The sequence below is a fragment of the Caballeronia sp. GAFFF2 genome (assembly GCF_023631485.1).
Taxonomy (GTDB): Bacteria; Pseudomonadota; Gammaproteobacteria; order Burkholderiales; family Burkholderiaceae; genus Caballeronia.
Genome location: NZ_JALQDA010000027.1, coordinates 386851 through 411160, shown reverse-complemented (window position 1 = coordinate 411160; position 24310 = coordinate 386851). Strand labels below are relative to the sequence as shown.

Genomic DNA, 24310 nt, shown 5'->3' with positions numbered 1-24310 from the left:
TAATGCGAGTCGGTCGGTCTGCCTGATCACGCCGAACACGCAAGACACGTTCCCGTTTTTGTCGTCCTTCTGTCGTATGTCGGTCGACATCTAACGCGCCGCAGTGCGCGCGTCGGCCTCCGACGCACCGCTGGCCATCGGCGCGGACGCTTCGATGGCGAGAGCTTGCGCCGGCTCGGCATTTAGTTCGGCATGCCGCGACGACTTGCCGAAGCTCGCGATATAAACCGTTGCCGCCACGACGACGGCCACGAGCACCGCCACCACTGCCACTCCAGACGTGTTTCGCTTCATCCAGGCTCCCAATCGGATACGATGTTGCCGGCACGCGAAAACGCCCGGTCGCCAAGACTCGAAGATAGCCGATTAACGGATTTCCGTCCGTGCAAGGCACAACATAGCCACCATCCGCCAGGAATCTACCCATGCATGCTGTGTCGGCATTCAATCTGGTGCTTGTCTCGCTCATCGCCATCATCGCGCTGGAAGTGCTGGCGCGGCGCCTGAATCTGCCGCCCGCAGCCGCGCTGTTGGTGGGCGGCGCGGCCATGGCATTCATCCCCGGCACGCCGCATTTCGAGCTCGACCCGGAACTCGTGCTCGTCGTGTTTCTGCCGCCGCTCTTGATGTATGGCGCGTATTTCTTCGTATGGGACGACTTCAAGCGTAATCTCAGCGGCATCATGCTGCTCGCCATAGGCGCGGTCGCCTTTACGACCTTCGCGGTCGGCTATGCCGTGCATCTGGTCGTGCCCGCCCTGCCCTGGGCCGCGTGCTTCGCGCTCGGTGCCGTGGTATCCCCGCCGGATGCCGTCGCCGCGAAGGCCGTGCTGGAACGCGTCGCGTTGCCTCGACGGCTCATGGTGCTGCTCGAAGGCGAAAGTCTGCTCAACGACGCCGCGGGTCTCGTGCTGTTTCGCTTTGCGGTGGCCGCCGCATTGAGCGGCGTGTTCAGCGCGCCGCGTGCGCTCGGCAGCTTTGCCGTGCTCGCGGTCGGCGGCGTGATCGTGGGCGTGGTGGCGGGATTCATCGCGGTGCGGCTGTTGCGCGCGCTCGAGGACGATTACCTCGTCATCACGACATCGATGCTCACCGCGTGGGTCAGCTACATCGCGGCGGAAGAGCTGGGCGTTTCGAGCGTGATCGCGACCGTCACGTGCGGGATGGTGGTCGGCTGGCATCAGCATGACGTCTTCTCGGCGGCGCAGCGCATGCGCGGCACGGCGTTCTGGCAAGTGGTCGTGTTCGTGCTGGAATCGCTCGTGTTCGTGCTGATCGGACTGTCGCTGCGCGGTATCGTGACGCGTCTGGGCGGCGCAGGCAACGCCTTCGAATTGCTCGCGCCAGCGACGGGCGCGGTGATCGCCGTCGTGGTCCTGTCGCGTTTCGTGTGGGTCTATGCCGTGGAAGCTGTCAAAAGCGCGATATGGCACGCCACCGGGCGAAAGGACCGCAACGAGGACGGTGAGCCGAACGCTATCGTTCCGAACTGGCGCGCGGCCACGGTCATCGGCTGGGCAGGCATGCGCGGGGTGGTAACGCTGGCTGTCTCGTTGTCCTTGCCCGATTCGATGCCCGGACGCGACCTCATTCTCTTCGCGGGCTTTGCCGTCATTCTGGTCACGGTGCTGCTGCAGGGCACGACTATCGGCCCGTTGATCGCCCTCCTCGCCATTCAAGGCGGCCCCGAGCGCTCGAAGCGTCATCTGAGCGAGCCGCAAGCGTGGTCGCGCCTGGAAGCGGCGCAACTCGAAGCAATCCGCCCGCTCGTCCACGATGCGCAGGGCAACGTGATCCATCCGCGTCTCTTCGAGCAATACTCGTATCGGGCGAGCCTCTCGCAACGCTTCCAGTCGCTGGATGATTTTCCGGTCGATGCCCGCCGTGCTCATTACGATGTCGTGCTCGCGGGCCTTGCGGCCGGTCGCGCCGAGCTACTCAAGATGCATCGCGGCGGCCTGATCCACGATTCGCTGCTGCATTCGCTCGAACGCGAGTTCGATCTGCAGGAAGTCTCGGCGTTGCTCGCAAGAGGATAAACCGCCGCGAAGCCTCGTATCGTGTCGCTTAGCCCGACACGCCATCGAGCCGCGCCGGGTCTTCGCGCGGCTTCTTCTTGCCGCGCCTCGACAGCAGATTCAAGCCTTCGACGAAGCCCGCAAAACCCATCGCCGCATAGATATAACCCTTCGGTACGTGCGTGCCGAAGCCTTCGGCGATCAACGTCATCGCAATCACGAGCAGGAAGCTCAAGGCCAGCGTGACCACGGTCGGATTGCGCTCGATGAAGCGTGACAGCGGTTGTGCGGCAAACAGCATGGTGGCGACCGCGAAAATCACTGCGATAAACATGATCGGCAGATGCTCCGTCATGCCGACCGCCGTGATGATGCTGTCGACGGAGAACACGAGATCGAGCAACAGAATCTGACCGATGGCCGCCCATGCCGTCAGACTGGCTACGCCCGATACCGCGCCCGGCGCATGCGCGTCCTTGTTCACGTGATGACGCATCTCGGTGGTGGCCTTCCATACCAGGAACAGACCGCCCGCGAGCAAGATCAGATCGCGCCATGAAAACGCGTGCTCGAACACGGTGAACACCGGTTGAGTCAGTTGCGCAATCCACGCCACCGTGCCGAGCAAGACGAGCCGCATGACGAGCGCAAGCATGATGCCGAGACGCTGCGTGCGTGCGCGTTGCGCTTCGGGCAGCTTGTTGCTGAGTATCGAAATGAAGACCAGATTGTCGATGCCGAGCACCACTTCCATCACGATGAGCGTGACGAGTGCGGCCCAGACGGCGGGGTCGTAAGCGAGCGCGAGAAGGTATTCCATGAGCAGTGGGATATTGTTGTCGATAGGTGACCGAGCCCCGATGATGGCGAAAATACGTGATCGGAAAAATCAGTGATAATCGAATCCATACTTCGGTTTTCTCGAACACATGGATGGAGGCATTACTCGCATGCTCAACTATCGACATTTGCATTACTTCTGGGTCGTGGTCAAGGAAGGCGGTTTTGCACGCGCGGCGGAACGGCTCGACATGGCCGTGCAGACCATCAGCGCACAAGTGCGCGAACTCGAGAAATCGCTCGGTCATCAGTTACTGAAGCCATCGGGACGCGGCGTGACGATGACCGAAGCCGGCCACGCGGCCTATGCTCGCGCCGAGGAAATTTTTCAGATTGGCCAGCATATTGCGGACGAAGTGCGCGAGGCCGCAAGCGGAAAGCTTGCACGGCTTGCCGTGGGTTTGTCGGATGGCATATCCAAGCTGGCGGCGCATGCGCTGCTCGAACCCGTACTCGGCAATCCGGCGCTGCGTCTCTTGTGTCACGAAGGCGAGACCGACGAACTGCTCGGCGAGCTTGCGCTGCATCGGCTGGATCTCGTGCTTGCAAGCCAGCCTGCACCGCACAATCACAATCTGCGTTTGACGAGCGAGCGGTTGATCGCCTCGCCCGTTGACTGGTATGGGCCGGCGTCTGTCGTGCGCAAGAGCGCGGTCGATCAATTTCCCGGCAGCCTCGCCGCATTGCCCATGCTTTTGCCAACCGGACACTCGTCGTTGCGCGCGCGTCTGGACAGATGGCTGGAGACGGAGCGTATCGTGCCGCGCATTGTCGGCGAATTCGAGGATAGCGCCTTGATGGCCGTGTTCGGTGCGCGTGGACTCGGCGTGTTTCCGCTGGCCGAATTCGGTGCGGGCGAGACGCCGTTGTTACGCGGTCTTCGCTGGCTAGGCCGTTCCGAGGAAGTAAAAGAAGAGATTTACGCGATCGTGTCGCGACGTGGAAGGCATCATCCTTTGACTCAGGAAGTGCTGGCTCGGGCAGCTTCCTAGACTAATGCAACTTCGGTTTTTCCGAAGTTTGAGTTCTGCTCACCCTGCTTTTTCATTCGCTTGCCGAACCTTACGCTGGTTCACATCCAACGAGGAGGCATACATGAAGGTCCTTTTCAAATCGCGTGAACCTGAAGCTATCGCCATGCACGAGCTCGCCAAGACGCGCAGTGAGTTCGTGTTTCGCCGGCTTGCATGGCTGATTTCGAAGGCCACCGTCAGTCTCTCCGATATCAACGGCCCGCGTGGCGGCGTCGACAAGCGCTGTCAGGTGGAAGTGCAGATAGACCGGAGCAATACCGTGGTGGCAACATCGATAGCGCGTGACTGGCGAGGCGCAATCGATCTTGCCTTGGCACGCGCAGCGCGCACGCTGGTGCGTAAGCGCCAGAGTGCGAAACTCGCGCGGCGAGTGCGTGCGCGAAGTGTTGCCTACAAGCTTGCGCCGGACGAAACAGCGGATCAAGCACTCACGCCTGCTGGCGCATGATCAGCGCGTCGAGTCGGGCGGCACAGGATTTTTGTCCTGTGACGAGGGCAGTGCGTTCTCGCTGTCCTCGTGCTTTTGCTTCTCTGCTGTGTCGACGTCCGTCTGTGTGGTGTCGGGGGTCGCGGACTTACCTTGCGGTTCGTCCATGTCGTCGGCAGTTGCGCGGGGAACGGATGTCATGTCGAGCTCCTTTCAAAAACGTCGGCATGAAAATACAGCAAACGTCAGGCCCGCGATACCAGTAGGCGCTTGGGCGGCCGTCTTCAGCACCACCTTCGTCATTGGCCGTTTCCGTGAGATCGAATGGCTTCTTGAGGTTAGTTCAGTTCACGAAGGGCAGCTTACGGTCACGCGCCTCGGACAGCATAGACACAGTGATCTTGCGCACTTCGAGCTTGCTCTGCGTGATGTGCGCGCGCAGCAGCATAGCGGCTTCGCCATGTCTGCCGCGATCGATGTAATTCAGCATGGTCGAGTGTTCTTCGTAAGTCGCGCTGGTGCGGTGTGCCTTCAGAAAGTCCAGCCGCCGCACGATCCTGATCCGCTCCGTCACTTCGTCGTGCACGCGCAGGATTTCCGCGTTGCCCGTCGCGCTTACAATGCCGCGATGAAAATTCTCGTCCATGTTGAACATGGCGACGGGATCGCTTTCGCGCGCTTCGGGCGAGACGCACCACACTTCCTTCAGTGCATCGATATGAGGATAAGGCGGCGGCGTATTACCGAGCTTGTCGAGCGAGGCGACTTCGAGAACGATACGCAAGTCATACAACTGGTCGAGCTGGTCGAAGTTGATGTCCGACACTTTCCAGCCACGCCGGAAACCAACTTCGAGATAACCTTCGCGCAGCAGGCGGAACAGCGCGTCGCGCATGGGTGTGCGCGACACGCCGTAATGTTGCGCGATGTCGGTCTCCGAAAAGCGATCGCCCGGGAATAGCCGGAAATTGAAGATGTCCTGCTTGAGAAGCTGATACACCTGTTCCGCTAGCGGGTTGGCGCTCTGGACAGTCCGCGTGAGCGTCGCGTCCGGTGCCTCGAATGCGAGCGCTGCGGTTCCGCGAGTTTTAAGCGAGCCGATGCCGTGTCTCCATCATGATGCAACGATTATCGCCCTTTTACGGCGCGTCGATGAGGCTGACATGCGCCGCCACGATGATCCATCCGTTGAACGCGGACGATGCGTCGCCCAGCCGCGCCCACGTTTGCATCTGGCGACCGAGCAAGGGCGTGACGTCGCTCGTGAACTCGGTGCTCACGGTCGCGAGATCGTCGCCGAAAGCCGTCACCACCGTGCCATGCAGCCGTCGCGATGGCGGCACCGGCGCGGCCGCTTCACGCCACGCGCGAATCGCTTCGCCGCCGTGCTGAACTTCGGCTACACCGTAACGCACCGTCTCGGGCGCATTCCAGAAGAGCATGTTCATGGTCTCGACATCGTTATCGACGAGCGCACGTTCGTATGCGACGAACGCGCCGCTTACTTCCGCAACCACCTCGGCGCGATTCACCGCAAGCGTCATGCTCGGTTCTCCGTTAAGTCGGCGAGCGTCGCGGTCCAGCCCACGATGCCGCCTTGCGAACGAATCATGTCGATGGTCGCGTCCTTGAACGCGGGAATGTAGCTCGCGGTCGCGTCTTCGATAAGAAGACATTCATAGCCGCGGTCATTGGCCTCGCGCATGCTGGTCTGTACGCAGACTTCGGTCGTCACGCCCGCGAACACGAGATGCGTGACCGAACGCTCTGCGAGTTCTTCGGCGAGGCGCGTCGCGTAGAAGGCGCCCTTGCCCGGCTTGTCGATGACGAGTTCGCCTTCGACGGGCGCGAGTGCATCGATGATCGCGTTGCCCGGCTCGCCGCGCACGAGGATGCGTCCCATCGGTCCTTCATCGCCGATACGTGCCTGCGGCGCTCCGCGCAAGCGCTTCGCGGGCGGGCAATCCGACAGATCGGCGGCATGCGATTCGCGCGTATGCACCACAGACCAGCCTTGTTCGCGCGCATGTTCGAGAAGACGCTGCACCGTCGGCACGATGGACGACAGCAGCGACACGTCGTTGCCCAACGCTTCCCCGAAGCCGCCCGGCTCGATGAAATCGCGTTGCATGTCGATGACGACGAGCGCGGTCGTGTTCGCATCGAACGTGTAAGGGGACGGCTTTGCGCCGTTCAAGGTCGGCATGTGGTCAGCCCTTGTAATGGCGTGCGGGTGCGGGAAAACCGCACGATTGACCGTCCGTTATCTTCACTTCGTCTTCCCACGGCAGATGATATTCGCCGCGCACCATGTCCTGCATGAACGTGTAGGGACAATCGCGCGCACCGCCTTTCACGGCGACATAACCGCGATGCCCGAACTGGTAGATGTTGTTTTCCACGCCCCAATGCACGCGCGCTTCGCGAACGAGGTCCGGGCGCATTTCGCAAGTGATGATCTCATCCGGCCGATGACTGCCCTCGACCATGATGGTGCCGTCGAAGTCGCAGAACATGCCTTCGCCCATGGAATCGAACGAACCATCCGTACCGCAGAGGCAAACGCTTGCCGTTTGCGCGAGGTTCTGAAATGCGTTCGATTGATTCGTGATGCGCCATGCGTGGCGAATGGGCGCGGTGTAGCCCGCCGTGCGCAGAATGATTTCAGCGCCTTTATACGCGGCCTCGCGCGCCATCTCTGGAAACATGCCGTCATGGCAGATGATCAGGGAAAGCTTCGCGCCCTTCGGTCCGATGCAAACCGGCACGCCTACATTGCCCGGTTCCCACGGTTCAACCGGAACCCACGGATGCAGCTTGCGGTAATAGAGCTTGATCTCGCCTTGTTCGTCGATAACGATACCGCTGTTATAAGGATTGCCTCCGCGATTGCGCTCCATGATCGAAAAGCAGCCCCATATGCGATGTTCGATGCACGCGTCCTTGAACGCCCGCACTTCTGGACCATCGAGATCGCACATGATGTCGTCGTCGATACGCATCGAGAGGCCGTGCAGCGCGTATTCGGGGAACACGACGAGGTCCATCGCCGGATTGTTGCGCCGCGCCTTGCCAACCATCTCGACGATACGCCGCGTCTGCGCCGCAAGATCCGCGGGCGTGGCAACGTCGGGATTCTGCAATTGCACGAGACCTATCACCATTCCTTGCGGCGATTTGTTGAGACCGCCCAGTCCGCTCGAACTCATTCGTTACGCTCCTTGTTGTTCACGCATGCGCGGTGACGGGTTCGGCCGCACCGCTATCCGTGCTGTCACGGTGACCGGCCATGTGCCGCCCCAGCGTGACGCGATCCGCGGTGCTCGCGGCGCTTTCATGCACGAGCCGCCCTTCGGCGATCACCGCGATGCGATCCGCGAGTTCCAGCAGTTCATCGAGGTCTTCGCTCACGAGCAGCACGGCGGCGCCCGTGTCGCGTGCGGCGAGAATGCGCGCATGGATATCCGCGACCGATGCGAAGTCCAGCCCGAACACAGGATTCGCGACGATCAGCACATCCACCGCTTGCCCCAGTTCACGCGCCAGCACCGCGCGTTGCACATTGCCGCCCGACAACGTGCCGATGGCGCGCGCAGGCACGGGCGGGCGCACGTTGAAGTCGGCAATCAAGCGTTCCGCGCGTTCACGCATAGCACGGCGGTCCAGACGCCAGCCGCCTTGCTTCATCGGCGCGCGATCGAAATCGCGCAGCGCAAGATTCTCCGCGATACTCATGCCCGCCACGCATGCATTGCGCAGCGGCTCTTCGGGTAACGCAAAAACCCGCAGACGGGTCATCTCGTCGCGTGTCGCCGTGTAGGGTTCGCCATGCATGCGCATCTCGCCTGCATGCACACGCCGCTGGCCGACGAGCGCTTCGATCAGTTCCTTCTGTCCATTGCCCGACACGCCTGCAATGCCGAGTATCTCGCCCGACTTCACCGCAAGCGACACTTCACGCACGGCCATATGTCCGCGATCATCCACGACGCATAGGCCGGACAACGCGAGACGCACGGGTGCATCGACAGCGAGCGGCTTGCGCGGTGGACGCTCGACATCCGTTGCGGCATGAGGCGCGTCGCCGCCCATCATCATCGCGGCAAGGCTGTCGCGATTCGTGTCCGCCACTCGGCTCGTTCCGACGAGTTTGCCTTTGCGCAGCACGGTGACGTCATCGGCATAAGACATCACCTCACGGAACTTGTGCGTGATCATGAGGACCGTCAACGCGCCGCTCGAAGCAAGATCGCGCATCAACCCCAGCACTTCGTCGGCTTCTTGCGGCGTGAGCACCGAAGTGGGTTCGTCGAGAATCAAGAAGCGTTGCTGCAAATAGAGTTGCTTGAGTATCTCCAGCTTCTGCTTTTCACCAGCGGCAAGACTCGCGACGGGCGTATCGAGCGCAAGACGAAACGGCATGCCGCGCATGAAGGCATCGAGCGCGGCGCGTTCCTTCGGCCAGTCGATCTTCCACGACAACCGGCCCCGCGCGAGCAGTAGATTCTCTTCAACGGAAAGCCCCGCTGCCAGCGTGAAATGCTGATACACCATGCCGATGCCAAGCGCCTGCGCGTCGCGGGGCGAAGCGATCTTCACTTGACGGCTATCCGCGACGATCTCGCCTCGATCGAGCACGCCGTATCCCACGAGTCCCTTCACGAGCGTGCTCTTGCCCGCGCCGTTCTCGCCGAGCAGCGCATGTACGGTGCCGGGGCGCACTTTTAGCGTGACATCGTCGAGCGCGGTAAACGCGCCAAAACGCTTGGTCGCACCGACCACTTCGACTCCCAGAGCTTGGCGAGCGGGCGTCATGGCGTTAGCGTCCGAGCGTGGCGAGCATCGACGCCGAGTCCGATACCGTGCCGAACACGCCGCCCTGCATGAGCACCATGTTGAGCGCGGCGTCGTGATTGCTCTTGTCGGTGGCGCCGCAGCAATCGGCGAGCAGCGTGCATTCGAAGCCGCGGTCGTTGGCCTCGCGCATCGTCGTATGCACGCACACGTCGGTGGTGATGCCCGTGAGCACGAGATTCACGATGCCGCGCGTGCGCAGGATGAGTTCGAGATCGGTGGCGCAGAACGAGCCCTTGCCCGGCTTGTCGATGACGATTTCGCCCGCCACTGGCGCGAGTTCTTCGATGATTTCCCAGCCCGGTTCGCCGCGCACGAGGATCTTGCCGCAAGGACCGTCGTCGCCGATACCCACGCCACCCGTGCCTACTTGCCGGCTGCGCCAGCGCTTGTTGGCAGGCAGATCCGACAAATCCGGCCGATGCCCCTCTCGCGTATGAATGATCGTGAAGCCCTGTTCGCGCATGAGCTTGAGCACGTTCCTAATCGGCTCGATAGGCGCGCGCGTGAGCGACAGGTCGTAGCCCATCTTGTCGACATAGCCGCCGATGCCGCAGAAGTCCGTCTGCATGTCGATGATGATGAGCGCGGTGTTATCGGCGCGCAGGTTGCCGTCGTAGGGCCACGGATAGGGACGAGCCTCGATGAAGCGGGTCATGAGCGTTTCTCCGGAAGATGACATCAGCGTGTGAGGCTCAGTTCGCCGGGCGCGCCGGCAAGGGTACGGTCGGGACGGCAGTTGATGACCATGATCGCGAGCGTGAGGACATAGGGCGCTGCGTTGTAGAGGTAATAGCCGCTCGTCACGCCTATGGCCTGCAACGCGGGACCGAGCGCGCCTGCCGCGCCGAAGATGAGCGCGGCCCACAGGCAGCGCAGCGGCTGCCAGCGCGCGAAGATCACGAGCGCGACGGCCATGAGACCCTGGCCGCTCGACAGGCCTTCGTTCCAGCTGCCGGGATAGACGAGCGACAGATACGCGCCGCCCACGCCCGCCAGCAAGCCGCCCACGGCCGTGGCAACGATACGCACACGCGTGATCGGATAGCCCATGGCGCGCGCACTTTCCGCGTTCTCGCCGACGAGCCGCAGGGCCATGCCCCAGCGCGTATGACGCAAGCCCCATTGCAACGCGAACGCGAGCAACACACCGATCACGAAGAGCGGATTGATATGCAACGCGTTATGCAATTGCGCGGATGCGCTCCAGCCGCCGAGATCGATGGAAGGCAGCATCGGCGCTTGCGGTTCGATGAAGGGCTTGCCGAGATAGAACGCGAGGCCGGTGCCCGCAAGCATCAACGCAATGCCGAACGCGATGTCCGACACGCGCGGCAACGAGCAGACGAGACCATGCAGGCAACCGAGCACGAAGCCCGTGGCCGCTGCCGCAAGCACGCCGATCCACGGTGAGCCCGACAGATAAGCCGCCGCGTAGCCCGTCATCGCGCCGGAGACGAGAATGCCTTCGAGCCCGAGATTGACGCGCCCGCCCTTCTCGGTCAGGCATTCGCCGATACTCACGAAAAGATAAGGCGTGCTCACGCGAATGGCGCCCGCGAACAGCGAGAGCAACAGCACGACAGCGGGCGATTGAGCATCAGGCATGAGTCCCCTCCAGTCGAACCGTGGAACGCGCGAGCGCCGCTGCCTGCAACTTCACGCGCCACGCGGTAATCCTGCCGCCGAGCGCTTCCCACGCGAGCAGGTTGGCGAACAACAGACCTTGTAGAACGAGCGTGGTGGCATCGGGCAGGCCGAGGCGCCGTTGCAGCAAACTGCCGCTTGCTTCAATCCCGCCGACGAGCACCGCGCACAGGATGATCGCGAGCGGATTCTGACGCGCGGCGAAGGCCACGAGAATGCCCGCATAGCCATAACCCGCGAGCAGCGACGCATTCGCGCTGCCCTGCACGGCTGCGACTTCGAACATGCCCGCGAGTCCCGCCGCCGCGCCGCCGAGCATGCAAGCGGTGAGCGCGAGCCTCGTCACCGGCAAGCCGACCAGACGCGCCGCGTGATGATTGCCGCCGGCAACGCGCATCGCGAAGCCCTTGGTGCTCTGGCGCACGAAGACCCACGCGGCCACACATGCCAGCGCGCCCCATAGCAGGCCCCAGTGGACGTCGAGGCCGGGCAGCGAGCCGATCATCAAGGCATCGGGAACGGGAGGCGTGGAGGGCTTGTTGAGGCTTGCCGGATCGCGCAACGGGCCTTCGACGAGATGCTTGAAGAGCGCGATGGCGATATACGACATCAAAAGGCTGCTGATGGTCTCGTTGACGCCGCGCCATTGCCGCATCGCGCCGATGGCACCGATCCAAAGCGCGCCCGCGAGCATTCCGGCGACCGCCATCAGCGGCGTGGCGACGAACCACGGCAACGATGCAGGAACGATGGACGGCACGATGGCCGCGCCGAGACCGCCGAGCGCCAGCGCGCCTTCGCCACCAATCACGATCAAACCGACTTGAGCCGGCAACGCGACACACAACGCGGTCAGCATGAGCGGCGCCGCGCGCAGCAACGTGCTCTGCCATGCAAACGACGAACCGAATGCGCCTTGCACGATGAGCCCGAGCGCATCCAGCGCAGGCTGTCCCTGCACCAGCAGAAAGAGCGAGAACAGCACCAGCGTGCCGACGAGCGCGCACAACGTGGGCAGCGCGGGCAAGACGCCGAGCAGGAGCCGTGGACCGAGCGCGCCTGAATTCGAACCGATCACAGTGGACATCCGCGGCTCCTATCGATTGCAGATAATTAGATTTGCCCCACCACACCCGCCACGAGATAGTTCATGCTCTCGAGCGCGATGTCCGTCTGCGGATGACTCGTGCCCGCCGCGATTGCCGTGCCGCCCTTGTTGTCCTTCATCGGCCCCTTGAAGATGGCGTAGTCGCCCGCGACCATCTTCGTCTTGATGGCGTCTGCATTGGTCTTCGCATCGGCCGTGACCTTCGCGCCGTATGGCGACATCTTCACGAAGCCTTCCTTGAGGCCGCCGCGCAGAATGTTGGGCTGCGGCTTGCCGCTTTGCGCATCCGTGACGAGTTCCTTGTAGGGCGTCGCCCAGTCCCACTCCGCGCCCGTGAGATAACCCTTCGGCGCGAGCGCGGCCTGGCTCGCGTGATAGCCGCAACTCATCGCACCGCGCTTCTCCGCTGTTTCAATGACGACCTTGGGACCATCGACGTGACACGTAAGCACATCGCAGCCTTGATCGATGAGACTGTTGGTCGCTTCGGCTTCCTTGACGGGCATCGACCAGTCGCCGGTGAAGATCACGTTCGTCGTGATGGCCGGATCGACCGATTGCGCGCCCAGCGTGAACGCGTTGATGTTGCGCAGCACCTGCGGAATGGGCTTGGCCGCGACGAAGCCAAGCTTCTTGCTCTTGCTCATATGACCCGCGACGACGCCGTTCAGATACTGACATTCGTCGATATAACCGAAGTAGCTCGCGATATTCGAAGGGTTGCCTTGCTTCCACAATCCGCCGCAATGCGCGAAGCGCACCTTCGGATACTTCGCGGCCATCTTCAGGACGTGCGGATCGAAATAACCGAACGAGGTCGCGAAGATGAGCGTGGCGCCGTCCTGCTCGATCATCGCTTCCATGGTCTTTTGCACGGCCACGGTTTCGGGCACGTTCTCTTCCTCGACCACTTTCACGTTGGGTAGCTTCTTGATGACTGCGGCGGCTTGCGCCTGCGCCTGGTTGTAGCCATAGTCGCCGCGCGCGCCGACGTAGATCACGCCGACTGTGAGATTGCTCGCGCCAAACGCCAGATCGAACGGCAATGCACTGCCGAGCGCGAGCGCGCCCGCACCCTTGATGAACTCACGGCGGTTGGTCATGGTCTCAATTCCTGTGTGGTTGGGTCGTTGGAGGTATGACTGTCGAGCCAGGCGCGCCAGCCGCAAAAACGCGTGATGTCGCGCGCGCCGCTTTCGGGAGTGACGGCCAGTGGCTCGCAGATGAAGCCTTTGACGATGCGGCCATCCGCCGTCTCGATGCTGCCAATGCCAAGCGGCGCCGGAATCGCTTCGACGAACGCGCCGAAGGTGCGCACGGGCATGTCCCATATTTCGATGGCAATGGCTTGCCCGGCTTGCCCCGCAGAATTCGCGCGCACGAGGCCCGGCTTCGGCGGCTGCGTGTTCGCAAGCGCGAATAGCTGATAGTTAGCCGAGGTCGTCGTCGCTTCGACGAAGCGCGCGCCGGCCTTGCGCATCTGCCATTCGAGCGGCATGCCGCGTAGATGCGCGCCAACCACCGCAAGCTGCACGGTCGGCTCGTTGAACGGCAATGGCTTGGCTGCAATGGCATCTTGCTTCTGCATGCCTTCGAACTGCGCACCGAGCATGGCGAGCCGCTGATCTGCGCCAGCGGGCGCGATCAGCGTGATGCCGGCGGGCAAGCCATCGGCGCGCGAGACGCCCGGCACCGCGAGCGCGCACAGATCGAGCAGGTTGACGAAGTTCGTGTAGAGCCCGAGACGGCTATTCACTTCGATAGGGTTCGCGCGCACTTCATCGATGGTCGGATGCGTCGGCGTGGTCGGCACGATCAACACGTCCACGCTTTCGAAGAGCGCTTCGGCGTGGCGCTTCAAGCGTGCGAGTTCATACTGGCCGTCGAAGGCATCGGCGGCGCTGAAGTTGCTGGCCTTGCCGATCACCTTTGCGACCACCGGGTCGATATCGTCGTGATTCGTCTCGAAGAAGTCGCCTAACGCGGCGCGCCGTTCGGCGACCCACGGACCGTCGTAAAGCAGCGCAGCGACTTGCTGCATTGGCGCAAAGGCGAACGTCGACGGCTTGAGCGCGAGCTTTTCGAGTGTCGCGGCGAAGGCATCGGCGGCGGCGGTATCGCCGAAGAATTCCAGGGTGTCGGGAATGGCGACGCGCAAGGCTTGCGGCGCAAGCGGCAAAACCGGCAAGGAAGGAATGCGGCGCGAATAGCCATCGGCTGCGTCGAACGCGGCCATCGTCGAGAGGACGTGCCAGGCGTCGGCTACGTCATGCGCGAAGATCGAGATCGTATCGAGGCTCTTGCACGCGGGCACCACGCCGCGCTTGCTGACGAGACCCAGCGTCGGCTTGAGACCGACGAGACCGTTAAAGCCTGCTGGCACACGGCCGGAGCCCGCTGTATCGGTTCCAAGCGAGAACGCGACGATGCCCGCCGCGACCGCTACCGCCGAACCCGAGCTCGATCCGCCCGAGATGTATGCGTCGTGATCGACCTGACGTACCGCGCCGAAAGGCGAGCGCGTACCGACGAGGCCCGTTGCAAACTGATCGAGATTGGTCTTGCCGATAAGCACCGCGCCCGCATCGAGCAAACGCTGCACGGCGAACGCCGTCTCTTGCGGCGTATAGGCAAATGCGGGGCACGCGGCGGTGGTGGTCAAGCCTGCCACGTCGATGTTGTCCTTCACCGCGAAGGGCACGCCGAGAAGCGGCTTGCGCGCGAAGATCGCGCCGCCCTCTTCGGCGAGTTCATGCGCAAGGCTCGCGGCACGCGCACGAAGGTCGGCATGAGGCACGCGCAGCAGCCAGGCTTCGGGCCGATTGCTTGCATCGAGCCTGCGCAGCACTTCTTCGATCATGGCGATCGGATCAGTGCTGCCTTGCCTATACGATTCGATAAGCGCGTACACGCCTGAAAGCAGGTCGTAGGACATGAGTTCAATCTTGAATACAAGTTGAACGTCACTGTGCAGCATCTGTGCCAGTCAACGCCATGACGCTCAAAAGCCTTTATCCATGAGGCTTCGTGCGTGGTGTGGTGTCTCATGCAAGAGGACTGATCACGTCCCAACATGGTTCGCGCAGCGTTCAAGTTGGTGCGCGGCTCCCGCTTGAAGTGCGCGAAAGACTTCAGTCGAACCCGCCTTCGGGCACGCCCTTCATGGACATGAACAGCATCCGCAACTCGCTGCCGATGCCATGAAAATGGCAGAGGAACGTGTTCTGGTCTGCGTAATACCAAGGCGTATTCAGTTCACGGAAACTGACCAATTCGGTCGATTCCCGCGCTGGCAAGACGCCGTTCGCTTCCAGTTCGAACATGAAGTGCGCCTGATCGCCATGATTGGAAAAGGTCCAGCTTAGATCGTCCAGTCCGCGAATACGGTCGAGCGTGCCCTGCAGCACGCGCGCGTTGACGTCGGTATTGCGAAAGCCCATGACGCCGGAGTTGAAAGGCCAGCCGGCGATATCCGCGCTCAGCACGCGCTCGCGTCCCTCCATGAAGTCTTCGAGCTTGACGGTGCGATTGGTCGCGAGAATATCGGCATCGATCCAGAAGACCCAGTCGTGATGCGGCAAGTACTTGCTGAGCAGAAATGGCTTGGCCCAGTTGCCACACGCTTCGCGAGCAAAGTCGGCCGGCACCTCGCGATGCATGTACAAGGTGTAGCCGTGCTGTTCGCAGTAATCACGCAGGCTCGCTTCGCCAAAACATGCGTAATTCGCTATGTTCGGTGTGTACAGCATGACCACGGCGATACGCTGGCCTGGCTGATAGATCGATAGCGCTTCAGCCGACACGCCTTCGGGCGGCGCTATTTCGAAGAACCGCTGTGCGCTAGCGTGACACGCGTTCACATGCCGAGCGAGCGTCGTTCCCCAGCGCGGCCCGTACTTGCTATAAAGGCGCGGGGTGAAGACAAGCGACAACGCCACGATCGGGGAAGCGTTCAACTCGGGAAACTGAGTCGAACACGCCGAGACGATCGGGAATCTTTCGTTGACGCTATCGGCTTCGCTCTGCACGGGCAGCGCTTCGAGCAATTGATCTTCCGTGACGAACTGGCCATAGTCGTAATACGCCCGAGCCTTCGCGGCCATGCTCCTTGCAATGACGCGATTGCCTTCGGTATTTCTCAGCACCACTATCTCGCTGTTGATGCCGAAATGGCCTGTCGTCACGAGGGCATCGCGTCCGGCCATCATCGATTCGAAATCGTCGAAGCGCAGGAAGAGCGCGTTCTCGGTAGCGAAGATCAAGAGCTCGTTATCGGCTGCACGGACCATGAGATCGCACAGCAACTGATATTTATAAACGATCCTCAGTTCAAGCGATGCAGCTCCCGCCGCGACCGGCTCGAAGCGGTGACGAGCACCCGCGCGACGGCAATATTCCGCGTGATTGACAAGCGATTCGTGAGCGTTTCGATCGAAGAAACAACTGACCAGCGTGACCATGATTGCTAAACCAGCGTAAATGAAAATGAAGGCGTGAGCATAGCCAACCGTCGGGTCGAAATTGCAAATTATTGAGCGAGCCGCGTGCTTCAAATAAAGTGTAGGACGCGTGCGAATACATGCCCTCCTTTCATGCGCCATAAATCACTAGCCGCGGCGACGCATGCACGGTTATCCTCGCAAAACGACCTCGGCTGAACGCTCAGGAGAACGCTCGCCATGCCCGATACCATCGACGTTCTTATCGCCGGCGCGGGACCTGTCGGTCTCCTCCTTGCAACCGAACTGCGCCGCGACGGCATCGACGCACGAGTGATCGACGCGCGCGCCAACCGCGCGTTCTTCGTAAAGGCGCTGGGCGTGACCGCGCGCACGCTCGAAGTCTTCGACGATCTGGGCATCGCGCGTGAAGCCATCGATGCGGGTGTCTGGCTCACTGGCGCCGATACTTATAAAGACGGCACGCTAGCTTTCAGCGTCGAAGTGCCGCGCGAGGGCCTGCCTTATGGCGCACTCTCACTCGCGCAATATGAAACCGAGCGCATTCTGGAAGCGGCATTCGCGCGTATGGGCGGGCACGTGCACTACGGGACAACCCTCATCGATTTCGATGATACCGGCGACAGCGTCCTCGCTCGCATGCAAGACGCCGACGGCACCATGCGTGAAATCCGCTGCCGGTGGCTGGTCGGTTGCGACGGCGCACGGAGCACCGTGCGGCATCATCTGAACGTACCGTTCGAAGGCGGGCAGTATCCGCAGACGTTCATGCTCGCCGATCTCGATGTCGACTGGCACGTTCAGCGCGGACCGATGCTGCGTTTCAACCTGTCCGCAGTGGAAGGCGTTCGTGGTGCGACGACGATTGCCGCGCTGCCGGTGCGCGGTTCGGCCCGCCGTTATCGCCTCTCCATGATCCTCGGCGACGACGATGCCGCGCGCCTCGTCAATGAAACCGCGCCCGCGTTTGCCGACGTAGAACGCATCATGCTGCCGTTACTTCCGCCGGGAACGAGGCTTTCGTCGATGCGGTGGTCGTCCGTGTACCGCGTGAGTCATCGCATTGCGCAAAAGTACACGAGCGGACGCGTGTTCCTTGCGGGCGATGCCGCGCACATTCATCCGCCTGTCGGTGGCCAGGGCATGAATACAGGCTTGCAGGATGCGCACAATCTCGCGTGGAAACTCGCGCTCGTGGCGCGCGGTATCGCGAACGAAACACTGTTGTCGAGCTACGAAGCCGAACGTCGGCCGGTCGGACTGGATGTGGTCGAAGCAACGAGCCGCGCTTTGAACACCGTGCTCGTGCATGGCGAAGTGCGGCCGGCGATGCGCGAAACACAGTTGCTCGTCGGATATCGTGGCAGTGCAATCGTGGCGGATGCAAACGACGAGATCAACGCGCAGATTGCGCCCGGCCTACCCGCGCCTGGGGATCGCGTACCGGAATGCGGCAGGCTCGCTGAAGCGTTCGTCGGGCATGCCGTGCGCCTGCGCGACCATATCGGTCGCGGGCGGCATACGCTCATCGGGTATCTGGATCACGACATGAACGGCGACTCACGCGAACCGTTCGACGCAGCGTTTCAAGCGTGGCGCAATATGCTGGGTGACGCAGGCAATGCGGTGCTGATTACGGCGGGAAAATCGCCTGAATGCAGCGAGACGTACGCCGTTCTCGCAGATGCGGCGGGTGAATTCGCGGCTTTTTTCGGCGCGCGCAGCGGCATGATCTGGGCCCTGCGTCCGGATGGTCATATCGGCTTCAGAGGCGCTAGCGCGACGACGCTTGAATCATGGCTCACCACAATGCTCGGAAGCCCGCAGCGCGCGTGAATTCGCCGCCGCAAACGTTTTACAGTGCCGAGGACAGCTTCCAAAGGCACCGCGTCGAGCCATCGACTCAATGCAAGAACATTCGGTAAAGCGTCATCTGGGCAAAAGCCGCTTATAGCCGCTATGCTGCCAATGCAAACAATGCGCATTTAACTCCACCTGATGACTACTACTTCGATCAAAAGACGATCTCGCAAGTTAGCTGCCTGGACGATTGCTGGCGCTGCCCTTGCGGGCACGGTCACAAGCGCACAAGCTCAGGAATTTTCGGTGCTCGCCGGGCCGCTCAAGAGCAGCAGCCAGAACAGCTATTCATGGGAAGCGAACTATCGGGAAGGCCTTGGACGCTATGCGGCCTGGAGTTTTTCGTGGCTCAACGAAGGCCACATTCCCGATCATCATCGCGATGGTCAGGCCGTGCAGTTGTGGGGCCGTTTGCCGCTCTGGAACAACCGGCTCGAACTTTCCGCGGGCGCCGGTCCCTACCGTTACTTCGATACGAGCCAAGCGGAAGCCGGCAGCGGCTATTCGAATTCGCACGGTTGGGGCGGCATGTTCGCGCTGCGCGCCGCGTACTACTTCGATAACCGGTGGATCGCGGAGATGAAGCTCAACCGCGTGCAGGCGTTCGGCGGTCCGGACACGACCGCGCTTCTGTTCGGTATCGGCTACCAGCTCGACGCACCAGATGGTCGCGGTCCGCGCGCCTACGCGCCGTCGCGCAGCACGAACGTCACCAGCAACGAAGTTACGGTCATGCTCGGGCGCACGATCCTCAACAGTCTAGACTCGGAATCGAATCTCTCGGAGAGCGTCGAGTACAGGCGCGGACTGTGGCATTACGTCGACTTCACCGCGTCGTATCTGCACGAAGGCGGTCACGTGCAGTCGCGTCGCGATGGCATTGCGGCACAGCTTTGGGCCACGCGCGCATTCTTCAACGACAGACTCACGCTCGGCGTGGGCGCGGGTCCTTATTTGTCGATCACGCAGAACGACGATTTGCCGCAAAACCGCACGGGCGACGGTCGTTTCGCGGGAGTGGTGTCGGCATCGGCGAGTTATCGCTTTACCGACCGATGGCTCGCGCGGCTGACATGGAATCGCATGGTCACGCGTTATGACCGCGATTCGGACATCATCGAAGCGGGTATCGGCATGCGCTTCTGACATGGCGCAAACGCAAGGCGGGCGGGTCCGGCGATTGCGGTGCTGCCGTCATTCGCAAGTGGACCTGCCCCATGCCTAAAATGCGCTCCCGTGTTCTCCTGGTCTCGCCACATCTCGACGACGCCGTCTTCGGTTGCGGCGCCCTGCTCGCTGCATCCAACGAGACTATCGTCTGCAATGTCTTCACCGGCAGCCCCGAAGAAGATTTGACGACGGACTGGGACCAGCATTGCGGTTTTAGTAACGCTCACGATGCGATGCGCACACGCATCGACGAGGACGAGCGGGCGCTCGGATTGCTAAGCGCGCGTTCAGTCAATCTCGGCTTTCTCGATTCGCAATATGTGCCGCATGCGCCGGAGTCGGCAAAACCGACGCGCGCGGCGATTCGCGATGCACTGCTGCATGTGGTGCGCGAATATCGCCCTGATCTTCTGCTGATTCCACTCGGCCTGTTCCATTCGGACCATGCGCTCACGCACTTCGCCGCTTGCGATGCATGGCTCGAACATCCCGCGCTCGCCTGCATCGGCTATGAGGAAGGGTTATATCGGCGAATGCGCGGTCTGGTGCAGCGGCGTCTCGTCGACCTGCACGGCATCGGCATCGATGCAACGCCTTATGAAGCCGCGACGACGAATCCCGCGGATACCGAACGCGCGCATGCAGCCAAGAGAAACGCCGTGCAGGCGTATACGAGCCAACTGAAGGCGTTCGGCCCCGGCGGATATGACGACGTTTTTCTTCCTGAGCGCTACTGGACGCTCGAACGTTGCGAGGATGGCCGATGAGCGCGCACGACGTCTCGTCCGTACGCCTTAGCGTTGTCGTCCTTACCTATAATCGTGCCGATGTCGTGCTGCGCACGATCGCAAAACTTGCCGCCCTGCCCGATCCCGTTCGTATCGTGGTGGTCGACAATGCCTCTGCCGATAATACGGCCCGCCGTATTGCAGAAAAATTTCCCTCGATCGAACTCGTGATTGCGCCCGAGAACATGGGCGCGGCTGGACGGAATCTCGGCGTGGCTCGCGTACGGACCGAATACGTTGCCTTCTGCGATGACGACACCTGGTGGCAAGCCGGCTCGCTCTCACACGCAGTACAGATGCTCGATGCGTCGCCTCGCGTGGCTGTTTTAAGCGCTCGCGTGGTCGTCGGGGATGCCGAATCGACGGACGAAACCTGCGAGCGCATGCGCGTGAGTCCGCTCGGGTCGCATGGGCTGCCGGGGCCTGCGCTGATCGGCTTCATGGCGGGTGCTAGCGTATTCCGCACAAGCGTCTACCGCGAAATGGGCGGATATGAGCCGAAGCTTTTCATCGGCGGCGAAGAGTCGCTTCTAGCACTCGATATTCTGAGCAGCGGCCATGCGCTCGTCTATGCCGATGAGCTCGTGCTGCATCACCATCCATCGGAAATACGCGACAGTGCGCTGCGTAGGCGTCTCCTTGCGCGGAATGAGGCATGGGTCGCATGGTTGCGCCTGCCGCTTGCCGAAGCGCTGCGTTCAAGTCTGAATGCCTTCTTCATCATGCGGCGTGAACGCACGCTCTTACGCGACTCGCTCGCAATGTTGCGCGGTTTGCCGTGGGCGTTGTCGAAACGGCGCGTGGTTGCACGCAGCGTCCTGCTGATGCGCGCCGTCGTCCGCGATGACGACCGGCGCCGCTCATCCACTGCCAGCGCGATATAGAAGCGCACCAGCACGGACTCGGCCGTGTGCGAACCCAAAACGAAATTGCTTTCGTCCGACAACGAACAAACGATTCTGCGTATTTCCATTTCAGTGGCACAACGAATGCTCTAACTCCACGACTCCGAAGGACTCGCACGATCAAGCGCGACGAGCCTACTTTGGACCTTCGTGATGGGGACGGGCACAGTGAAGATCGCACTAATCAGTGAACACGCTTCTCCACTCGCAGTGGCGGGCGGCGTCGATAGCGGCGGACAAAACATCTATGTCGCGCACGTAGCGCGGCAACTTGCACGCAGCGGTCATGAAGTCGATGTGTTCACGCGTCGCGATCGTTCTTTACTTCCGCTTGTCTCGCGCTTCGAAGGAATTCGCGTAATCAATGTTCCGGCAGGGCCGCCCGTGCAATTGCCCAAGGAGCAATTACTTCCGTTCATGGACGAATTCGCGCGCTTCATGATCGGGTTCTTCGAGAAAGAGGAAACGCCCTATCACGTGGTCCATGCAAACTTCTTCATGTCGGGACTCGTCGGCATGCGGATCAAGGCTGCGCTCGGCACGCCGCTCGTCACCACGTTCCACGCGCTCGGTCGCGTGCGACGCATTCATCAAGGCGCAGGCGATGGCTTTCCTGACGAGCGCTTCGACATAGAAGATGCGCTCGTTCGCAAGTCGGATTCCGTTATCGCCGAATGTCCGCAAGATGCTGCCGATCTCATCGCGCTCTATCAGGCGGAGCGTCAGCGGATCGACCTCGTGCCATGCGGCTTCGACAGCGCGGAGTTTCATCCGATCAACAAGCATGAAGCGCGCGAGCGGCTCGGCTGGCCGCAGGACAAGTTCATTGCATTGCAACTCGGGCGCATGGTGCCGCGCAAGGGGATCGATAATGTCGTGCGCGGGATTGCCGTGTGCAATCGCGAGTTGAACGAAGACGCGCATCTTTACGTGATCGGCGGCAACTCGGATGAGGCCAACGAAATCGCGACACCGGAAATCGGCAGACTGCGCGGAATAGCCCGCGAATGCGGCGTGGAAGACCGCGTCAATTTTCTCGGACGTCATGGACGCCAGCGTTTGAAGGAGTTTTATAACGCGGCGGATGTCTTCGTCACGACGCCCTGGTACGAGCCCTTCGGCATTACCCCGCTCGAGGCCATGGCCTGTGGCACGCCTGTAATCGGCGCGGATGTGGGCGGCATTCGCTACTCGGTCGCTCATCAAGAGACTGGCCTGCTCGTTCCGCCGAAAGACCCGCATGCACTGGCGGTCGCGCTTGCCATGCTCAAGCGCGATCCCGCGCTCGCCGAAAGCATGGGCGCGGCGGGGTTGGAACGTGCGCGTTCGATGTTCACATGGACCGGCGTCGCGCAAGCGCTCGAACGCGTCTATGCGCGCGTGGCGGAAGTGGAATTTTCGAACACCGTGCTCGATGAGCGCAGTGCTTACGGTGGCGCTTCCGCATGAAGCCGAGACTCCTTCGCCCTGCCGTGTTTCTGGATAAGGACGGCACCTTGCTCGACGATGTGCCTTACAACGTCGACCCGCTGAAGATGCGTCTTGCACCTGGCGCCATCAATGCACTCGCGCTCTTCGCACGCATGGACGTACCGGTCGTCGTCATCAGCAATCAAAGCGGCGTGGCGCTTGGCAAGTTCGATGAAGCGGCGCTCGTCGATGTCGAACGCACGCTGCATGAATTTGCGGCGCGCGCAGGCGCGCGACTCGCTGGCGTGTACTTCTGCCCGCACCATCCACGAGGAACGGTGGCGAAATACCGGAAAATATGCGAATGCCGCAAGCCAGCGCCCGGCATGATCGAACGCGCGGCGCGTGACCTCGGTCTTGATCTTGCACGTAGCTGGTTCGTCGGAGACATACTCGACGATGTCGAAGCGGGTCATCGTGCAGGTTGCCGCGCCGTGCTTATAGACAATGGCAACGAGACGTTATGGCAGCGTGGCCCACTGCGCGAGCCCGACGCCATTGCGAAAGACATGCACGAAGCAGCGCGCGTGATTGAAGCGGCATGGCATGGGGAGCTTGCAGCGTGAAGCGCGAGCGAATCCCTGTCGTCGCCATCGCGCCTCACGCGCGCGCACCGGAGTCGCGTCCGCAAGGCGTCTGGGGCGAGAACGTCAAGCGCATCCTCTGCGTACGTACCGACAATCTAGGCGACGTGCTGATGACGACGCCTGCTCTGCACGCTCTCAAACATGCGTATCCCGGACGGCATCTGAGCTTGCTTGCATCGCGTTCGGGTGCGATGGCCGCGCGCTTCGTCGAAGATATCGACGACGTAATCGAGTATGACGCGCCGTGGGTCAAGCATGACACGCCCATCGACGCGAGTCGCGATCTTGCAATGCTCGAACGCATTCGAACGCTCGGCTTCGATGCCGCCGTGATCTTCACGGTCTATAGCCAGAATCCCTTGCCTGCCGCAATGTTTTGTCATCTTGCGGATATCCCTCGAAGGTTGGCGCATTGCCGCGAGAATCCCTACGGTTTGCTCACCGACTGGGTCGCCGAAACTGAACCGCAGAACGGCACACGTCACGAGGTCGAGCGTCAGCTTGCGTTGGTCGCTCAGGTAGGCGCACGCGCCGATGACAGACGCATGCGCTTCACGGTTCGCGACGGCGATGAGGCATCGCTTGCGCAGAAGCTCGATGCGCGCGGTATCGATCTTCATGGGCCTTTTTTCATGATGCATCCAGGTGCAACGGCAGCATCGCGTCGTTATCCGCCGGACCGCTTCGCGGAGGTCGCGCAAGCGCTCAACGCGCGCACGGGCTGGCCAGTCGTCGTCACGGGCTCGGCAAGCGAAGCGGAATTGTGTCGCGAGGTAAGCGGCGGTCACGGCGGCATCAGCGACCTGTCGGGCGCACTCGACCTCGGCGAACTGGCCGCTCTCGTGAAGCACGCACGCGTCCTTGTTTCAAACAATAGCGGTCCCGTTCATATTGCCTCTGCGCTCGGCACGCCTGTAGTCGATCTCTATGCACTCACCAATCCGCAACATACGCCATGGCAGACGCCGCATAGCGTGCTCAATCACGATGTGCCGTGCCGGTGGTGCTATCGCAGCATCTGTCCCGAAGGACATCATTTGTGCCTCCTCGGCGTGAGCGTAGATGAAGTAATCGACGCTGTCATGTTGCTTTGCGATGCCCGCGCAGACGCTGCCGCCCCTCTCTCGATCCATCCATAAGGT

At 61.7% G+C, this 24310-nt stretch carries 24 protein-coding genes; 10 read left to right on the top strand and 14 right to left on the bottom strand.

The window, feature by feature from the left end; genetic code table 11:
• Positions 1-90 precede the first annotated feature (90 nt).
• A complete protein-coding gene (locus tag NCT04_RS18265; RefSeq protein ID WP_250466987.1) occupies positions 91-294 on the bottom strand; it encodes a hypothetical protein in 204 nt (67 codons plus the stop codon).
• A 131-nt stretch (positions 295-425) separates the two neighbouring features.
• Here NCT04_RS18265 and NCT04_RS18260 point away from each other — a divergent pair, with 131 nt between their 5' ends.
• Positions 426-2039: a Na+/H+ antiporter gene (locus NCT04_RS18260; protein ID WP_250466985.1), complete on the top strand. Its 1614-nt coding sequence runs from the start codon at positions 426-428 to the stop codon at positions 2037-2039.
• A 28-nt stretch (positions 2040-2067) separates the two neighbouring features.
• On the opposite strand, the gene NCT04_RS18255 is transcribed toward NCT04_RS18260, so the two are convergent.
• Entirely contained in the window at positions 2068-2838 is a 771-nt protein-coding gene (locus NCT04_RS18255; protein WP_250466983.1) for a TerC family protein, read from the bottom strand.
• Positions 2839-2968: 130 nt separating this feature from the next.
• Here NCT04_RS18255 and NCT04_RS18250 point away from each other — a divergent pair, with 130 nt between their 5' ends.
• Together NCT04_RS18250 and NCT04_RS18245 are read left to right on the top strand one after the other, a co-directional pair.
• A complete protein-coding gene (locus tag NCT04_RS18250; RefSeq protein WP_250466982.1) occupies positions 2969-3850 on the top strand; it encodes a LysR family transcriptional regulator in 882 nt (293 codons plus the stop codon).
• A gap of 103 nt (positions 3851-3953) precedes the next feature.
• Positions 3954-4340, top strand: coding sequence for an HPF/RaiA family ribosome-associated protein (locus tag NCT04_RS18245; RefSeq protein ID WP_244828189.1), 387 nt, complete (start codon positions 3954-3956; stop codon positions 4338-4340).
• Here NCT04_RS18245 and NCT04_RS18240 read toward each other — a convergent pair whose 3' ends face one another.
• The 12 genes from NCT04_RS18240 to NCT04_RS18185 all read right to left on the bottom strand — a co-directional run bounded on the left by NCT04_RS18240 (position 4341) and on the right by NCT04_RS18185 (position 16388).
• Entirely contained in the window at positions 4341-4520 is a 180-nt protein-coding gene (locus NCT04_RS18240; RefSeq protein ID WP_250466980.1) for a hypothetical protein, read from the bottom strand. It lies immediately after the preceding gene.
• A gap of 142 nt (positions 4521-4662) precedes the next feature.
• Positions 4663-5319 (bottom strand): GntR family transcriptional regulator, encoded by a 657-nt coding sequence (locus tag NCT04_RS18235; RefSeq protein WP_244828193.1) that lies wholly within the window; start codon positions 5317-5319, stop codon positions 4663-4665.
• A 139-nt stretch (positions 5320-5458) separates the two neighbouring features.
• Complete coding sequence (gene hpxZ, locus NCT04_RS18230; RefSeq protein ID WP_250466978.1) at positions 5459-5863, bottom strand: oxalurate catabolism protein HpxZ; 405 nt, start codon at positions 5861-5863, stop codon at positions 5459-5461.
• Positions 5860-6525 (bottom strand): cysteine hydrolase family protein, encoded by a 666-nt coding sequence (locus NCT04_RS18225; protein WP_250466976.1) that lies wholly within the window; start codon positions 6523-6525, stop codon positions 5860-5862. Before NCT04_RS18225 ends, hpxZ begins: the two co-directional genes overlap by 4 nt.
• 4 nt (positions 6526-6529) lie before the next feature.
• A complete protein-coding gene (locus tag NCT04_RS18220; RefSeq protein ID WP_250466974.1) occupies positions 6530-7528 on the bottom strand; it encodes a formamidase in 999 nt (332 codons plus the stop codon).
• A gap of 19 nt (positions 7529-7547) precedes the next feature.
• On the bottom strand, positions 7548-9134 hold the full coding sequence (locus NCT04_RS18215; RefSeq protein ID WP_250466972.1) for an ABC transporter ATP-binding protein: 1587 nt from the start codon (positions 9132-9134) through the stop codon (positions 7548-7550).
• Between the two features lie 4 nt (positions 9135-9138).
• Positions 9139-9831, bottom strand: coding sequence for a biuret amidohydrolase (gene biuH / locus NCT04_RS18210; RefSeq protein WP_250466971.1), 693 nt, complete (start codon positions 9829-9831; stop codon positions 9139-9141).
• A gap of 23 nt (positions 9832-9854) precedes the next feature.
• Entirely contained in the window at positions 9855-10781 is a 927-nt protein-coding gene (locus NCT04_RS18205) for an ABC transporter permease (RefSeq protein ID WP_250466969.1), read from the bottom strand.
• Positions 10774-11907, bottom strand: a complete 1134-nt coding sequence (locus NCT04_RS18200; RefSeq protein WP_244828204.1) for an ABC transporter permease — start codon at positions 11905-11907, stop codon at positions 10774-10776. Before NCT04_RS18200 ends, NCT04_RS18205 begins: the two co-directional genes overlap by 8 nt.
• 26 nt (positions 11908-11933) lie before the next feature.
• The gene (locus NCT04_RS18195) at positions 11934-13031 is read right to left on the bottom strand and encodes a BMP family ABC transporter substrate-binding protein (RefSeq protein WP_250466967.1); all 1098 of its coding nucleotides are present in this window, start codon (positions 13029-13031) and stop codon (positions 11934-11936) included.
• Complete coding sequence (atzF, locus tag NCT04_RS18190; RefSeq protein ID WP_250466965.1) at positions 13028-14863, bottom strand: allophanate hydrolase; 1836 nt, start codon at positions 14861-14863, stop codon at positions 13028-13030. Before atzF ends, NCT04_RS18195 begins: the two co-directional genes overlap by 4 nt.
• Positions 14864-15059: 196 nt before the next feature.
• A complete protein-coding gene (locus NCT04_RS18185; protein ID WP_250466963.1) occupies positions 15060-16388 on the bottom strand; it encodes a glycosyltransferase family protein in 1329 nt (442 codons plus the stop codon).
• Positions 16389-16607: 219 nt separating this feature from the next.
• On the opposite strand from NCT04_RS18185, the gene NCT04_RS18180 reads away from it, so the two are divergent.
• From NCT04_RS18180 to waaF, 7 genes are all read left to right on the top strand, one after another.
• Positions 16608-18224: an FAD-dependent monooxygenase gene (locus NCT04_RS18180; RefSeq protein ID WP_250466961.1), complete on the top strand. Its 1617-nt coding sequence runs from the start codon at positions 16608-16610 to the stop codon at positions 18222-18224.
• A 162-nt stretch (positions 18225-18386) separates the two neighbouring features.
• Positions 18387-19394, top strand: a complete 1008-nt coding sequence (locus tag NCT04_RS18175) for a hypothetical protein (RefSeq protein WP_250466959.1) — start codon at positions 18387-18389, stop codon at positions 19392-19394.
• 71 nt (positions 19395-19465) lie between these two features.
• Positions 19466-20185, top strand: a complete 720-nt coding sequence (locus NCT04_RS18170; RefSeq protein WP_250466957.1) for a PIG-L deacetylase family protein — start codon at positions 19466-19468, stop codon at positions 20183-20185.
• The gene (locus tag NCT04_RS18165; protein WP_250466955.1) at positions 20182-21090 is read left to right on the top strand and encodes a glycosyltransferase family 2 protein; all 909 of its coding nucleotides are present in this window, start codon (positions 20182-20184) and stop codon (positions 21088-21090) included. The genes NCT04_RS18170 and NCT04_RS18165 overlap by 4 nt, the downstream gene beginning before the upstream one ends.
• Positions 21091-21279: 189 nt before the next feature.
• Entirely contained in the window at positions 21280-22560 is a 1281-nt protein-coding gene (locus NCT04_RS18160; RefSeq protein WP_250466953.1) for a glycosyltransferase family 4 protein, read from the top strand.
• Positions 22557-23147 carry a D-glycero-alpha-D-manno-heptose-1,7-bisphosphate 7-phosphatase gene (locus NCT04_RS18155; RefSeq protein WP_250466952.1) on the top strand — a complete coding sequence of 197 codons (591 nt, stop codon included), beginning with the start codon at positions 22557-22559 and terminating at the stop codon, positions 23145-23147. The genes NCT04_RS18160 and NCT04_RS18155 overlap by 4 nt, the downstream gene beginning before the upstream one ends.
• Positions 23123-24307: a lipopolysaccharide heptosyltransferase II gene (gene waaF, locus NCT04_RS18150; RefSeq protein ID WP_404989430.1), complete on the top strand. Its 1185-nt coding sequence runs from the start codon at positions 23123-23125 to the stop codon at positions 24305-24307. The genes NCT04_RS18155 and waaF overlap by 25 nt, the downstream gene beginning before the upstream one ends.
• Positions 24308-24310: the final 3 nt, after the last annotated feature.